The 15,346-nt window shown below is 63.0% G+C and carries 10 protein-coding genes; 6 read left to right on the top strand and 4 right to left on the bottom strand.

The annotated features are described in order from the left end of the window. Positions 1–37 precede the first annotated feature (37 nt). Positions 38–490, top strand: coding sequence for a cytochrome c-type biogenesis protein (locus tag DMY87_RS00335; protein ID WP_245408826.1), 453 nt, complete (start codon positions 38–40; stop codon positions 488–490). Here the strand turns inward: DMY87_RS00335 and DMY87_RS00330 are convergent, their stop codons facing one another. Continuing rightward, entirely contained in the window at positions 491–808 is a 318-nt protein-coding gene (locus tag DMY87_RS00330) for a type II toxin-antitoxin system RelE/ParE family toxin (RefSeq protein WP_110789317.1), read from the bottom strand. Beyond that, positions 805–1,065 (bottom strand): CopG family ribbon-helix-helix protein, encoded by a 261-nt coding sequence (locus DMY87_RS00325; protein ID WP_110789316.1) that lies wholly within the window; start codon positions 1,063–1,065, stop codon positions 805–807. The genes DMY87_RS00330 and DMY87_RS00325 overlap by 4 nt, the downstream gene beginning before the upstream one ends. A 219-nt stretch (positions 1,066–1,284) precedes the next feature. On the opposite strand from DMY87_RS00325, the gene DMY87_RS00320 reads away from it, so the two are divergent. From DMY87_RS00320 to DMY87_RS00300, 5 genes are all read left to right on the top strand, one after another. Next, positions 1,285–2,835 carry a Do family serine endopeptidase gene (locus DMY87_RS00320; RefSeq protein ID WP_165826113.1) on the top strand — a complete coding sequence of 517 codons (1,551 nt, stop codon included), beginning with the start codon at positions 1,285–1,287 and terminating at the stop codon, positions 2,833–2,835. A 97-nt stretch (positions 2,836–2,932) separates the two neighbouring features. Further along, positions 2,933–3,691: a response regulator transcription factor gene (locus DMY87_RS00315; protein WP_280953032.1), complete on the top strand. Its 759-nt coding sequence runs from the start codon at positions 2,933–2,935 to the stop codon at positions 3,689–3,691. Positions 3,692–3,701: 10 nt separating this feature from the next. Beyond that, a complete protein-coding gene (locus tag DMY87_RS00310) occupies positions 3,702–5,117 on the top strand; it encodes a sensor histidine kinase (RefSeq protein WP_110790301.1) in 1,416 nt (471 codons plus the stop codon). Positions 5,118–5,172: 55 nt separating this feature from the next. Further along, positions 5,173–8,130: a bifunctional [glutamine synthetase] adenylyltransferase/[glutamine synthetase]-adenylyl-L-tyrosine phosphorylase gene (locus tag DMY87_RS00305; protein WP_110789314.1), complete on the top strand. Its 2,958-nt coding sequence runs from the start codon at positions 5,173–5,175 to the stop codon at positions 8,128–8,130. A gap of 130 nt (positions 8,131–8,260) precedes the next feature. Next, on the top strand, positions 8,261–10,201 hold the full coding sequence (locus DMY87_RS00300; protein WP_110789313.1) for a methyl-accepting chemotaxis protein: 1,941 nt from the start codon (positions 8,261–8,263) through the stop codon (positions 10,199–10,201). A gap of 113 nt (positions 10,202–10,314) precedes the next feature. Here the strand turns inward: DMY87_RS00300 and DMY87_RS00295 are convergent, their stop codons facing one another. Both DMY87_RS00295 and DMY87_RS00290 read right to left on the bottom strand, forming a co-directional pair. Further along, positions 10,315–12,582: an autotransporter domain-containing protein gene (locus DMY87_RS00295; RefSeq protein WP_110789312.1), complete on the bottom strand. Its 2,268-nt coding sequence runs from the start codon at positions 12,580–12,582 to the stop codon at positions 10,315–10,317. Between the two features lie 307 nt (positions 12,583–12,889). Continuing rightward, entirely contained in the window at positions 12,890–15,283 is a 2,394-nt protein-coding gene (locus DMY87_RS00290) for a PAS domain-containing sensor histidine kinase (protein ID WP_110789311.1), read from the bottom strand. Positions 15,284–15,346: the final 63 nt, after the last annotated feature.

Here is a 15,346-nt window from a genome sequence, read left to right as displayed (position 1 = left end):
GGGAGAGGGTCAGGGTGAGGGGCGAGGCCGCCAGACACTGCGCCGACTGTTCCTCACGCTCGCCCTCCTGCTGACCCCAATCCATGCCTTTGCCGTGAACCCCGATGAAGTGCTGGCCGATCCGGCACTCGAGCATCGCGCCCGCACCATCTCGGCGGAACTGCGCTGCATGGTCTGCCAGAACCAGTCGATCGACGATTCGAATGCCGAACTGGCGCGCGACCTCAGGGTCGTCGTGCGCGAGCGGCTGGTCAATGGCGATAGCGACGAGCAGGTGCTTGATTATGTCGTGTCGCGTTATGGCGAATTCGTGCTGTTGAAGCCGCGGCTGAGTGTGAAGACGCTGGCGCTCTGGGGCGCACCGGCGGCGCTTGTGCTGGTGGGGCTGATCGTCGCCTTCGTGTCGGCCAGACGTCGCGCGGTGCAGCCGTCGGCGAAGCTGTCGGCGGATGAGGAAGCGCGGCTGGGGAAGCTGCTCGACGGGGAGTGATCAGGGCAATTCGAAATCGGTATCGTCGTCGAGGGGCAGTTCGGGTGGTTTCTCTCGGCCGTGGCGGATCGTCAGGATCACAATTGCGGGATCTCTGAGCTCGTAGTGAATGAGATACTCGCCCATGGTGAAGCGTCTTGTGTTTCCAAAGGGCATATCTGTCGCCTCCTGTCCCATCATGGGGAACTGAGCGAGCGCCCTGACAAACTGTTTCACGTCGTGGAGAAATCGGTCGCCGGCGGCACGATTGCGTTCTCGCAGATAGGCTCCTTCCCGCGCCACATAGGCTCTGGCACTGGGCGAGAAGGTGACTTTCACGCCGCAGCGCCCTTGATGATCGCGTCCAACTCCGCAAGCACGTCTTCGGCGTCTATGCCCTCACCATTGGCGACTGCCTCGCGCGCCTGCGCCAGCTCCAGGATTTCACGGCCTTCCTGGGCCATGTAAGCCTTTAAGGCTCGGACCATGATCCAGCTGCGGCTGCGTTCGCAAGCCTGCGCGACAGCTTCGACATCCGCCAGCAGGTCGAGCGGTAGGCGAAGCGTGAGCGGGTCGGATAAATTCTGTTTCGTCACGATTTTCTATCCTATTTGTAATACGAAGATATCTGCGTTCTCTGTCTTCGTCAAATAGTCGGCCCCTTTGGTCTGCTCCCCCTCTCAAAGATTACCAACAATTCATCCGCCGTACAGTTCGCCGTAACGTGACGGGGGCTATATCTCTCCTCATCCACCGCTTCCAACCGCCGGACAGTCTGGCGGCTCCAGTCAGAAGAACAGATGAAGGTAGATCCCATGTTGCAGATCAAAGGCCACTCTTTCCGCTCTATCCTGAAGTCCTCCACCGCCGCCGGCCTTGCGGCCGTAACGCTTTTGACCGCAGCCCCCTTTGCGGTCGCGCCGGCATTCGCGGCCCCCGTTGAAGTCAACGCACCGCAGGTGCCGAGCTTCGGCGATGTCGTCCAGGCGGTTCTGCCCGCCGTCGTTTCCGTCCGCGTTCAGTCGAATGTGCAGCCGGCCTCCAACGACGAAAGCAACTTCTCCTTCAACTTCGGCGGCCGTGGGTTCGACGAGCTGCCGGACGATCATCCGCTGAAGCGTTTCTTCCGTGAATTCGGCGGCCCCGGTGCCGGTCCCGAAGAAGGCCGACCTGGCCGTCCGCATGGCGACCATGGCCCAGGCCGTCTGCGCCCGACCGCGCAGGGCTCCGGCTTCTTCATCTCCGAAGACGGTTACATCGTCACCAACAACCACGTCGTCGACGATGGCGCAGCCTTCACGGTCGTGCTGAACGACGGCAAGGAATATGATGCCAAGCTGGTCGGCAAGGACAGCCGTACCGACCTCGCTCTGCTGAAGGTCGATGAACCCAAGGTCAAGTTCACCTATGTGCAGTTTGCCGATGACTCGAAGGTCCGCGTCGGCGACTGGGTCGTTGCCGTCGGCAACCCCTTCGGTCTCGGCGGCACGGTGACGGCCGGCATCATTTCGGCGCGTGGCCGCAACATCGGCTCCGGCCCCTATGACGACTACCTGCAGATCGACGCGGCCGTGAACCGCGGCAACTCGGGTGGCCCCGGCTTCAACCTGAACGGTGAAGTGGTTGGCATCAACACCGCGATCTTCTCGCCCTCCGGCGGCAATGTGGGTATCGCCTTTGCGATCCCGGCTTCGGTTGCCAAGGACGTGATCGAGAAGCTCAAGGACACCGGCACCGTGTCGCGTGGCTGGCTCGGCGTGCAGATCCAGCCGGTGACCAAGGACATCGCCGACAGCCTTGGCCTCGCCGAAGACTCCGGTGCACTCGTGGTCGCCCCGCAGGCCGGCTCTCCGGGTGAAAAGGCTGGCATCAAACAGGGTGACGTCGTGACCGCCGTCAATGGCGATCCGGTGAAGGACCCGCGTGATCTCGCCCGCCGTATCGCAGCCTATGCCCCCGACACCACGGTGGATGTGACCCTGTGGCGTGACGGCAAGGCGACCGAAGTGAAGGTCAAGCTTGGCGAACTGCCGGCGGAACAGGCCGCAAGCGCCGAATCCGAGAACGACGCCGCACCGGCGCCGGGCGCGGAACAGGAACTGGCGAGCCTCGGCCTTTCCGTTCGCCCCGCTGACGGTGGCAAGGGTCTGGCCATCGTCGACATCGATCCGGACAGCGACGCGGCCGACAAGGGCCTGAAGGCCGGCGAGACCATCACCTCGGTCAACAACCAGGAGGTTTCCTCGGTTGCCGACGTCCAGAAGGTCATCGATCAGGCCAAGAAGGACGGCCGCACGAGGGCGCTCTTCCAGGTGGAATCGGAAGCGGGCAGCCGTTTCGTGGCACTGCCGATCAACCAGGGCTGATCCTGATGTGAGCAAGGGGCGCCGGCGGTCGACGACCGGCGGCGCCCTTTCCGTTTTCGGCGGTCCGGCATCGCCACCATATGGGAAAGGACGAAGCATGGGGATCGTGGAACAAGGACGGCCGTCAAGTGGTGAAACCGGCTATACGGTGACCGGGACCGACGCTAAGGTCGCCCACATGAAGATACTTGTCATCGAAGACGACCTGGAAGCCGCAGCCTATATGACCAAGGCCTTTCGCGAGGCCGGCATTGTCGCCGATCATGCGAGTGACGGCGAAAGCGGGCTCTTCATGGGCTCGGAAAATACCTATGATGTGATGGTGGTCGATCGCATGCTGCCGCGTCGCGACGGGCTGTCCGTCATCAGCGAATTGCGCAAGCGCGGCATCGACACGCCGGTTCTCATTCTCTCGGCGCTTGGTCAGGTCGACGACCGCGTGACCGGGCTTCGCGCCGGCGGTGACGACTATCTGCCGAAGCCCTACGCCTTTTCCGAACTCTTGGCGCGTGTCGAAGTGCTTGGTCGCCGCAAGGGCAAGCCGGAACAGGACATGGTCTACCGGGTCGGCGACCTCGAACTCGACCGGCTGTCCCATGAGGTGAAGCGTGCGGGCAGGGAAATCCTGTTGCAGCCGCGCGAATTCCGCCTGCTCGAATATCTGATGAAGAATGCCGGCCAGGTGGTGACCCGCACCATGCTGCTCGAGCATGTCTGGGACTATCACTTCGATCCGCAGACCAATGTCATCGACGTGCATGTCTCGCGGCTGCGCTCGAAGATCGAGAAGGATTTCGACCGGCCGCTTTTGAAGACCGTGCGCGGCGCGGGTTACATGATCAAGGACGAAGGCTGACATGGCACTGATGCCGAGGAGGTCGAGACTGGGCGTCGTGCTGCGGTCCACCGCCGTGCGCCTGTCGGCGCTTTATATTGTCCTGTTTGCCCTGTGCGCCGCTTTCCTCGTCTTCTACGTCACGGGGCTGTCCGAGCGCATTCTCAACAACCAGACGCGCGAGGCGCTGAGCCAGGAAGTCCAGGAAATCCAGGGCGCCTATCAGCGCGGCGGCATCAACCAACTCTTGCGCACCATGGAGCGCCGCGCCCGCCAGCCGGGGGCCAATCTCTATGTGATCGCCGGGCCGAACGGCGAGATCCTTGCCGGCAATGTCGCCTCCGTCCAGCCGGGCATCTTCGATGAGGAAGGCTGGACCGAGTTCCCCTTCCGCTACGAGCGCTACAGCGACACGGGCAAGGTCAAGCGGCATCTGGCAACCGCCCATGTCTTCTTCCTCGACAATGGCTTCCGCCTGCTGGTCGGGCGCGATCTCGGCGAGCCGAGCCAGCTGCGTTTGCTGGTGCGCCAGGCCCTGATGGTGGCGCTGTTGATCATGGGTATCGGCGCTGTGGTCATCTGGTTTGCCATCGGCCGCAATGCCTTGAAGCGTATCGACCGGGTCTCTGCCGCCAGCCAGAAGATCATGGCCGGCGATCTTGCCCAGCGCCTGCCGGTTTCCGGCTCCGGCGACGAATTCGACCGGCTGTCGTCTTCGCTGAACGGCATGCTGGGGCGCATCGAGCAGCTGAACGAAGGTCTGCGCCAGGTCTCCGACAACATCGCCCATGATTTGAAGACGCCGCTGACCAGGCTGCGCAACAAGGCGGCAGATGCGCTGGAAGAGGATGACGGCGTGGCGCGTCGGGCGGCACTGGAGACCATCATCGCCGAATCCGACCAGCTGATCCGCACCTTCAATGCACTTTTGATGATCTCTCGCGTCGAGGCGGGTTCGATCGCCGCCGAACTCTCCGACATCGACATCTCCGCCATCGCCGCCGACAGTGCCGAGCTTTACGAGCCGGTGGCGGAAGAGGCGGGGCAGACGATGGTCTGCGACATCGCGCCGGGACTTTCCGTGCGCGGCAACCGCGAACTCGTCGGCCAGGCGATGTCGAACCTCATCGACAATGCGATCAAATATGGCAGCCAGGGCGACAAAGGCTCGACCATTCGTGTCAGCGTCACCCGCTCGTCCGAAGGCGTGGAGATCGCGGTCTCCGATGAGGGCCCGGGCGTGCCAGGCGACAAGCGCGACGAGGTGGTGAAGCGCTTCGTGCGGCTGGACAAGAGCCGCTCCAAGCCCGGAACGGGGCTTGGCCTCTCCCTTGTCGAGGCGATCATGGCGCTGCATGGCGGACGCCTGGTTCTTTCAGACACCCGCGATCATCCGGATCATCCCGGGCTGACGGCAACCATGGTCTTTCCCGGAATGAAGCCCTAACCTGCGTCCGCCACCAGATTCGTCAGAGATCCGGGGCGCGGCAGAGGAGGCATGCATGGCGGAAATGACAGCGAAGCGTCTGGCCGATGTGGCCGAGGGTGTCATCCGGCCCCTGAACCAGACGGAGCTGAAATCGGCGACGTCGCTCGTCAAGGACCTGATCCGTCAGGAGCCCGACCTGGCCGACATGCTGTCCGGCGACGGACCCTTGCGCAGCTTCATTCTGGCCGCTTTCACGCTGTCTCCTTATCTGCGCGAGATCGCGACTGTACGGCCGGCGCTCCTTGTCGAGGCGCTGTCCGGTCCGCTGGAACCACTGCTGGCCGCAGCCGTGGTGGAGGCGCGCGCCGCCTGGCAGGCGGAAGAGGGCACGGCGGTGCCGAGCGAAGGCGAGGTGATGGCAAGGCTGCGGCGCGCCAAGCGCAAGGTGGCCTTCGTAACCGCGCTGGCCGATCTCGCCCGCATCTTTACCGCCCGCGACACGACGGCCTGGCTGACCGCGATTGCCGATGCGAGCGTCGCCGCCGCCATCGACCACCTCCTGTTGACAGGGCATGAGACGGGCAAGCTGACGCTGAAGAACCCGGAACAGCCGGCCGAGGGCAGTGGCCTGATCGTGCTTGGCATGGGCAAACACGGTGCCCGCGAACTCAACTACTCCTCGGACATCGATCTCGTCATCTTCTATGATCCGGAAGCCGGCATCCTGAGGGATCCCGATGACGCGATGGAGACCTATGGCCGGATGATGCGCCGGCTGGTGCGGATCCTGCAGGAGCGCACGGCCGATGGCTATGTCTTCCGCACGGACCTGCGTCTGCGCCCCGATCCGGGCTCGACGCCGCTTGCCGTGCCCGTCGAGGCGGCGCTGATCTATTACGAGGGCAGGGGACAGAACTGGGAACGGGCCGCCTTCATCAAGGCGCGGCCGGTGGCTGGCGACATCAAGGCCGGCGAGAGCTTCCTGCGCGAACTGACCCCCTTCGTTTTCCGCAAATATCTGGATTATGCGGCAATCGCCGACATCCATTCGATCAAGCGGCAGATCCATGTGCATAAGGGGCACGGCGCGATTGCCGTGAAGGGGCACAATGTCAAACTCGGGCGCGGTGGCATTCGCGAGATCGAGTTTTTTGCCCAGACCCAGCAGTTGATCGCCGGCGGGCGCATGCCGGACCTCAGGCTACGGCCGACCGAACAGGCGCTGACCGCGCTGGCCGAGGCCCGCTGGATCGACGCAGCCACCGCCGAGGAACTGATCGATTGCTACTGGTTCCTGCGTGACGTCGAGCACCGCATCCAGATGGTGCATGACGAGCAGACCCATGTCTTGCCGGAGACCGAGGCCGAGCTGAAACGCATCGCCTTCATGCTGGGCTTCATCGATACCACGGCCTTCTCGACGACGCTCGAAACGGTTCTGAAGACGGTGGAGCGGCGCTATGCCCGGCTGTTCGAAAAGGAGGAGGGCCTGTCGAGCGCGACCGGCAACCTCGTCTTCACCGGCCAGAAGGATGATCCTGATACTCTGAAGACCCTGAAAAGCCTGGGTTTCGAGCGGCCGGAGGACATATCGCGGGTGATCCGCACCTGGCATTACGGGCGGTACCGGGCAACGCAATCGGTCGAGGCGCGCGAGCGGCTGACCGTGATGACGCCGGACCTGCTGAAGGCCTTCGGCGAGAGCCGTCGGGCCGACGAGGCGCTGCTGCGCTTCGACAATTTTCTCGCAGGCCTTCCCGCCGGCATCCAACTCTTTTCGCTGCTCGGCAACAACCCGGCGCTCTTGGACCTGATGGTCAACATCATGGCGGCCGCGCCGCGACTGGCCGAGATCATCGCCCAGCGCCCGCATGTCTTTGACGGCATGCTCGATCCGAGCCTCCTGGTCGAACTGCCCACCCGCGACTATCTCGGCAAGCGGCTGTCGAATTTTCTCACCAGCGCACGCCACTACGAAGACATTCTCGACCGCCTGCGCATCTTTGCCGCCGAACAGCGCTTCCTCATCGGCATCCGGCTGCTGACCGGCGCGATCGGCGGCGCCCAGGCGGGGCGCGCCTTCACCGATCTGGCCGATCTTGTGGTCGAGGCGGCGCTTGCGGCCGTGATCGCCGAGATGGAAGCGGCGCATGGCAGGCTGCCGGGCGGGCGCGTCGCGCTGGCCGGCATGGGCAAGCTCGGCTCCTTCGAGCTGACGGCAGGTTCCGATGTCGACCTGATCCTGCTGTATGAACATGATGAGGATGCGAGCGAGAGCGACGGGGTAAAGCCGCTGGACACGCTGCGCTATTACACCCGCCTGACCCAGCGGCTGATCGCGGCGCTGTCTGCACCCACGGCGGAGGGCGTGCTCTACGAAGTGGACATGCGGTTGCGCCCCTCCGGCAACAAGGGGCCGGTCGCGACACGGCTGCGGGCCTTTGCCAAATATCAGCGCGAGGAAGCCTGGACCTGGGAACACATGGCGCTGTCGCGGGCGCGGCTGATCTGCGGCGATGAAAGCCTGATGGACGAGGCGCGGACGATCATCGCAGACGTGCTTTCGACGCCCGGCGACATGGCCAGGATCGCCGCCGATGTCAGCGAGATGCGGGCGCTGATCGAGCAGGAGAAGCCACCGCGCGACCTTTGGGATCTGAAGCTCATTCCCGGCGGCCTGGTCGATATCGAGTTCATCGCCCAGTATCTGGCGCTCTTGGCGCCGGCGCGCGGTCTGGCCCTATCCACCTCCGGTCTCTCGACGGCAGACTCGTTGAGGGCGCTCGCTGATCTCATCGATGCCAACGACCGGGATATCTGCCTGGACGCGCTCAGGCTTTACACCGACCTGTCCCAACTGATCAGGCTTTGCATTGACGGACCCTTTGACCCCGCTGCGGTGCCGGCCGGTTTGATCGACCGGGTGGTGCGCGCGGCTGAATGCCCGGATCTGAAAACCGTCGAGGCCGAGCTGAAACGGCATGCAAAGGCGGTGCGGAAGGTATTTTCGCGGGTTTTGGCCGTCCGCTGATCAGCATCGCTCCGTTACAAAAATAAAGCAAATCTAAAAAAGTAATATCGAATTCATATGCGCGCTGGATAGTTCGCTTCAGATTGAGGTCGCGCGGCCCGAGTCGTGCTTTCACAGGGTGAAGTGAGATATGAAGAACATACCAATCGTCGGCAAGTTTATCGCCATCATGGCGGTCTTCGGGATTTTCTCGATCGGCGTTGCGTTTTACACGGGCTCGCAGCTGAAGAGCATCGACACGAGTTACAGCAATCTGCTGGAAGGCGAAACCAAGGCGGCACTGTATCTGGCCCGCTCCAACCGCTCGATGCAGAACATGCGCGCGGCGATCGGCGACGTTGTGCTTTCCCGGACTGCGGAGTTGGCCGACAAGGCCGACAAGGAGTTCCAGAGCGCGAGGGAGAGTTTCGCCAAGTTCATCGACTCTGCCGCCATGGCTGCCCCGTCGAATGCGGATATTCCGGCCCTCAAGGCCGCAGTCTTGAAGGTCGTTGATGAGGCTTGTGCCAACACGCTGGCGGTGGGCCGCGTCGCGACGGAAGAGGCGGCTGTCCTCGCCAGCCAGGACATCTTCCTCAAGGAGTGCCAGCCGCAATTTGCGATCATCGCGCCCAAATTCACCGACGTAACGTCCAAGATGACCGAGGCAGCAGCAACGTCCAGCGTGGCCCTGACCGATCACACCAACGCAACCGCACGCAACAGCCTGATCGGCGTGCTCGTAGCCGTCGCAGTCGTCCTCGGCATCGGTTTCGTCGCGATTCGCAGCTGGCTGGTCCGTCCGATCCGCTCCTTGTCCGACACTATGGGTGCGCTGGCCGGCGGTGATCTTGCGGCCGATGTCGACGGGACGGAACGCCGCGACGAGGTCGGGCTGATGGCCCGCTCGGTGCAGATTTTCAAGGATACCGGCCTGAAGGCGCGCGAACTCGCCAGCGAGGCGGAGGCAGCCCGCAGCCAGACGGAAGCTGAACGCCTGCGTGCCGCAGAGGCTGACCGCAAGCGGGCGGCCGAAATGGCGGAGGCGACCACCGGGCTTGCACAGGGGCTCCAGCGCCTCTCCGATGGCGACCTCGGCTATCAGCTGAGCACGCCCTTTGCCACCGAATTCGAAAGCCTGCGCGCCGACTTCAACACGGCGGTCGAAAAGTTGCGCCGGACGCTGGGAGCCGTGGCCCAGGCGACCGGTGCCATTGATGGCGGCTCGCGTGAGCTGAGCCAAAGCGCCTCGGACCTGTCGAAGCGCACCGAGCAGCAGGCTGCCTCGCTTGAGGAGACCGCTGCCGCACTCGACCAGATTACGACAAACGTGCAGAACTCTTCCAAGCGCACCGAGGAAGCGCGCAGCGTCGCGATGAAGGCCACCGAATCGGCGAAGAAATCCGGTGAGGTCGTCGCCAATGCGGTCGACGCGATGCAGCGGATCGAAAGCTCGTCGAGCCAGATCTCCAACATCATCGGCGTGATCGACGAAATTGCCTTCCAGACCAATCTTCTGGCGCTCAATGCCGGTGTCGAAGCCGCACGCGCTGGTGAAGCCGGCAAGGGCTTTGCGGTTGTCGCCCAGGAAGTCCGCGAACTCGCCCAGCGCTCCGCCCAGGCGGCGAAGGAGATCAAGGGCCTGATCAGCAAGTCGGCGGAAGAGGTCGAAAGCGGCGTCAAGCTGGTGACCGCGACCGGCGAAGCCTTGAAGGTGATCGGCGAGCACGTGATTTCCATCAACGGCCAGCTGGACGCGATCGCGACTTCGGCCCGCGAACAGTCGGTCGGCCTGTCGGAAGTCAACACGGCGGTCAACCAGATGGACCAGACGACGCAACAGAACGCTGCCATGGTCGAACAGGCAACCGCAGCCTCTGCCTCGCTCGCCACCGAAGCCGACCGACTGCGTCAGCTGATTTCGCAGTTCCAGCTCGGCAATGCCGGACACGATGGCCCGCGCGCCCCGGTCACGGCCTCCACCGACCATCAGCCCGTCGCCTCCCCGGCCCGCCGTATGATGAAAAAGGTTGCAGGCGCGCTCGGCATGGGTGGCGGCTCTAAGCAGGGCGATAGCTGGGAAGAATTCTGAGCGCCGACAGGGCACGACATCCTACTGATCCCAATAGCAAGGGCCGCCCGTTCAGAGGAACGGGCGGCCCTTTTTGTGTTGTTCTGAACTTGACGGGACGCCGCGCTTGCCGCTCAGAAATCGACCTTCCAGCCGGAGCGCAGCCAGATATCCGTGTCGTCGCTTTCGGTCGTGGCATTGAGCATGAAGGAGGCGACACCGCCGCCGACGGCTATTTCCGTGCCGATGCCGCCGCGCAGCCAGAACTGCTTAATGTCTTCACCAGGGACCGCGAGCCGGATGCCGGCGACTTCGGTTGACGTACCGCTCGTCTGTTCCTCGAAGCGATAGGCTGCTTCGGCGCGGGCAAGGAGTGTGACGGTATCGTTCAGCTTGTAAGTCCCGTCGATACCGAAGCGCGCGAACGTAGCATGCTCGTTCATGGCATCATGCGCGGCCGGGAAGCCGCCGCCCGTCTCAACATAGGCATCTGTCTTAGCCAAGGTGCGCGAAAGCGCCAAGTACGGTGTAAAGGCAGCATCGCCGAGCGTCACCGCGTTCAGCCAGTCGATGCGAACCTTTCCGGCGAGCGTCTCCGTGTCTGTCTCGCCCGTCGAGAAGTCGAGGCTGGAACCGTTCCGATAGCCGCGTTTGATGTCGAGATCACCGCGACCGTAGAGCCCACCGACCGTCAGATAGAGATCGCCGAGCAGATTGGCGGTGACTTCAGGAGCCACATACCAGCCGCGCGACTGGAAGGCGCCGCCATCGTACAGGTCTTGGTCCGTAAAGGTCGCACCAGTCTGCAGACGCACAGTGACGCCATCCATCAGGCCGTAGCCGAAACCGAAGTCGCCCAAGACCAGAGCACCTTCAGATTTCGTGCCGCTGTCATAGCCGGTGTCGACAGTGCCCCAGGCGGAACGGCGCCCGACCTCGAGTAGATTGCGCATGGGGCTGCCCTGGGCACCAAACATTACGGTGTTGGTACTCGATGTCTGCAGGCCAATGGCAACGGAATTTGTCTGCGCAGCGGATGTCAGGTAGTCCGTCACGCTGATGACCCCACCCGTGCCGCCGTCAGGCGTGCCGCCACCGCCAGATGTTTCGCCGACATGGGCTATGTAGATGTCGCCGGTGATTTCCTGGCCGATGACTGTTTTGCCATCCGCCGAGACGGAGGTGGCACTCTGGGAGAAGTCTTCTGCAACACTGACGCCGGCGTCACGCAACCATTCTTCGACGGTGATCATGCCCGTCTCTTGAGTCCAGCGGAAGCCGCGCGAAACTGTGCTGCCGCCGCCTCCCGGGGAGGGACTGGGCGAGGGGGCGCCGTTGCCACTGGGGGAAGTAGGGTTTGCGTTGCTGTTGCTCTGCTGCAGCATTTCGACCGAGCCAACCACGACCGAGCCGTCGTCACTCACGTCCCTGGCCTCGGATCTGGTGAAGCGCGTGGCGTGTATGTCCTGCATGGTTCCATCGGCCCAGCGGAATGCTCTATACTGCACGCCCTGATTTGCCGGCTGATATCCGGCATAACCAACCAGCGCGCTGCCGTCGCGGTTCATGGCGTTCAAACGCACCTGTCCGTCGCCTTCAAAGCTGCCAAGGTTGACGAGGCCGCCCCCCGATGTCCAGCGAAAGGCGCGGTCGTTGCCCGAGGCGTCGGCGGCTTGGCCGGCAACGACACTTCCGTCATAGCTGGCGAAGACGGCTGCGCTCCACGTACCTCCGGACAGAAACCCGATGCCGGTCATTTGGCGAGTGTCGCGGTTCCATACGAAACCCTGCGAATTGCCATCTTGATCCTGCGATTCACCGACAACAGTCTTCCCGTCTCCACTCAAGCCATATGCGAAGCTTCTGCCTCCGCCGAGATTGCCAAGAAGGGTGAATGTGTTGTGATAGACATAAAAAGCGTCTTGGCCGTCCACGGTGCCTGTGAAAGCAGAGCCGTTGTCATCGACCAAATCAAATCGGAAGCTGCCGCTGGTTGCGCCAGTATCAATGAACGTCAGGCCCGATGCCTCAGTCCAGGCGAACAGACGATTTGCTCCGCTCGAATCCCACCCGATACCAATCACGGTGCTTCCATCGCGGCTGATGGCTCCCGGAAGGAGATTCCCTGCGCCATCCGTCACCGTATTGGGATCATTCGCCAGGTCAGGGTTGCTGCTGTAGATCGTGTAGCCCGTGTTAGAGCCGTTGATGATCGGCGAACGCGCGAATACTCCAGCAGAGCCAATCCGGCCCGAATAAAGAATCCGGGAGGCATCGCCACTGACCCAAGTGTCAGCATGCGCTGTGCCGGCAAGGCTGAGGATTGCGATCAGGGGTAGCGCGGATGCGGCGGCGAGGGAGAGACGGCGGACACGAAGGGGGGAGAGGTGAAGTGCAGGCATAGATCGATCACGCCCTGCCGTGGCGAGACAGCAGAGTATAGTGCTCCCGAATTGTGTTTTACTTTATTTAGAGGGTGCTATTTTTGTTTTAGACAGTATTCCGGAAAATATGACTCGAATTTGGGAGATGAATACAAGTGCGCTGAGTAACGCGCAATAAGGAGACCTCATTTACAAGTCGCCCTACCAAAAAAAGTACAAATATATTATGATTTCATAAGAGACGATTGCGGCAGCTGCGAGAGGTCACCCGGAACAGCAAACCGGCCCTGAAAAGGGCCGGATGCGGGTTCTGCAGGGGGTGGGCTCAGGCGCGGCGCTTCAGGCCCGGCTTGGCGCTGACGTCGGGGATCCGGAGCGACACGACGGTGCCCTGGCCTTCGCGGGAGCGGATCTGGAGCGAGCCGCCATGCATGCTGACCAGCGAGCGGGAGATGGCGAGCCCGAGGCCCGATCCGCCATTGCTCTTGGCATATTGGCTCTGCACCTGTTCGAACGGGTTGCCGATCTTCGACAGCGCCGATTTCGGGATGCCGATACCCGTGTCGGCGATGGTGATGGCAACACTGCCGCCCACCTTGCGGGCGCGAAGCTCGATGCGGCCGCCGGGTTCGGTGAACTTGACGGCGTTCGACAGGATGTTGAGCAGGATCTGCTTCATCGAGCGGCGATCGGCGATCATCGAAAGGCCCGGCGCCACACTCTGTTCGATGCGGATTGCCTTGTCTTCCGCCGGGATGGCGGTGAGGCGCAGGCTTTCCTCGATCAGCGGTGACAGATCGATGGTTTCGCAGCGGATCTTCATCTGGCCCGCCTCGATCTTCGACATGTCGAGGATGTCGTTGATGACATTCAGGAGGTGCTTGCCGCTCTCGTGGATGTCCTTGGCATATTCCTCGTATTTGGGGGAGCCGATCGGTCCGAACATGCCGGCGAGCAGGATTTCCGAGAAGCCGAGGATGGCGTTGAGCGGCGTTCTGAGCTCATGGCTCATATTGGCGAGGAATTCTGACTTGGCCTTGTTGGCGGCCTCGGCGCGCTGCTTTTCGGCAAGATATTTCTCGTTGGCGTCTGACAGTTCGGTCTTCTGGCGCTCGAGGATTTTCTGCGAGGCGGAGAGATCGCCGATGGTGGCCATCAGGCGGCGTTCCTGGTCGCGCAGCCGTTCCTGGTGGCGCTTGAGGAGCGTGATGTCGGTGCCGACGGAGACGAGGCCGCCGTCGCGGGTGCGACGTTCATTGATCTGCAGCCAGCGTTCGTCGGCGAGCTGCACTTCCGAGGTCCGCGAATTGGTGCCGTCGTCGGCGTCGGCAATGCGGCGCTGGATGATCGGGCGGGCGGCAGCGGCCAGCACCAGAGAACGCTCCTTGCCCGGCAGCAGCACGTCGTCGGGCAGGCCGTAGACTTTCTGGAAATGGCCGTTCCAGGCGACGAGCTTGTCGTTCTTGTCCCAGAGCACGAAGGCTTCCGAGGTGCATTCGATGGCGTCTGCGAGGCGCTGATCGGCCTCGGCGTAACGCTGGGCGAGGCGGTGCTGTTCGGTCACGTCCATGGCTATGCCGATGACATGCAGGTCGCCGGTATTGGTGCAGATGATCTGGGCGCGGGCGCGCATCCAGACATAATGGCCAAGGGCATGGCGCATGCGAAAAATCTGGTCGATATGGCGCGACTTGCCGCGACCGACGGACCGGGCGAGCGCATAGAGATTGCCGTCGTCGGGATGCATCAGTCGGGCTGCATCGGCAAAGGCGAGCGGCTGGGTCGAGGGCGTGAGGCCGAGCATGTCGTACATCGACCGCGACCAGACGAGCTTGCGGCTTTCGAGATCGAAGTCCCAGAGGCCGCAGCGGCCGCGGGCGAGCGCCGCTTCGACCCGCATGTTGGATTCGAGGAAGATCTCGTCAGCGTCGCGGGCGCGCTTCACCTGCTGGTAATAGGCATAGAGGATGACCAGGAGGATCAGCGAAATGCCGGAAAACAGCGTCACGCTGAGCGAGATCTCGCTACGCCAGAAATTGTCGACGCCCTGCATCGAATGGGCGGTGAGGAGAAGTGCACCCTCGGTTCCGACAGGCGCGACGATGGCGTAATGCGGCTGGCCGTTGAAGATGGTTTCGATGGCGCCGACACGCTTGGCCGAGGTCTGGCTGACCGAACGCTGGATGGTGGTCACCTCAGGCAGAATGGCCGACAGCATCAGGCCGACCTGGGCCGAGGCTGAAGGTGAGGCGGCAAAGACCCGGCCAGCCGGGTCGACGAGCAGCACGAAGGCGCCGTCAGACAGAAGCTCGTCATCAAGATAGGTCGTGAGTATCCGCTCTGCCGACACCCGGTCAGCGCGCTCGAACAAGGCGGCCTTCTCCGAGAAGGCGGCCTCCGCCGTCGCGGCCATCAGCGATGTCGAGACCCGGATGGCGTCGACCATGCGGCTCTGTTCGGAGAGAATGCCGACGGTGCGCGAAAGCGCAACCACGGCGAGGAATGCGAGAATGAGCACCGGGATCGCACGGCGGAGAATGGTTTCCACCTGCTGCGATGTCGAGCCGGAGGAGGCCGGGGCAGCCTGGCCCCGCACGCCGCTTCCGCCCGCAGGCGGCAGGCTGAACTTGCGCGCCAACTTCCCCATATATGTCCCTACATCGGGAAATTTAGTGCGCAACCGCTCATCGGCTGCGGTCGCCCGCCGCGCGTCAGACATCGTCCCTGCCTCGATCCCTCGTGTGATTCGTTAGCGCCGCTCGCCCGAATCTGGGGTCAAGGA

The sequence above is a fragment of the Peteryoungia wuzhouensis genome, assembly GCF_003205195.1.
Taxonomy (GTDB): Bacteria; Pseudomonadota; Alphaproteobacteria; order Rhizobiales; family Rhizobiaceae; genus Allorhizobium; species Allorhizobium wuzhouense.
The sequence above is the reverse complement of the archived record's forward strand: the minus strand, read 5'-3'. Positions and strand labels throughout refer to the sequence as shown.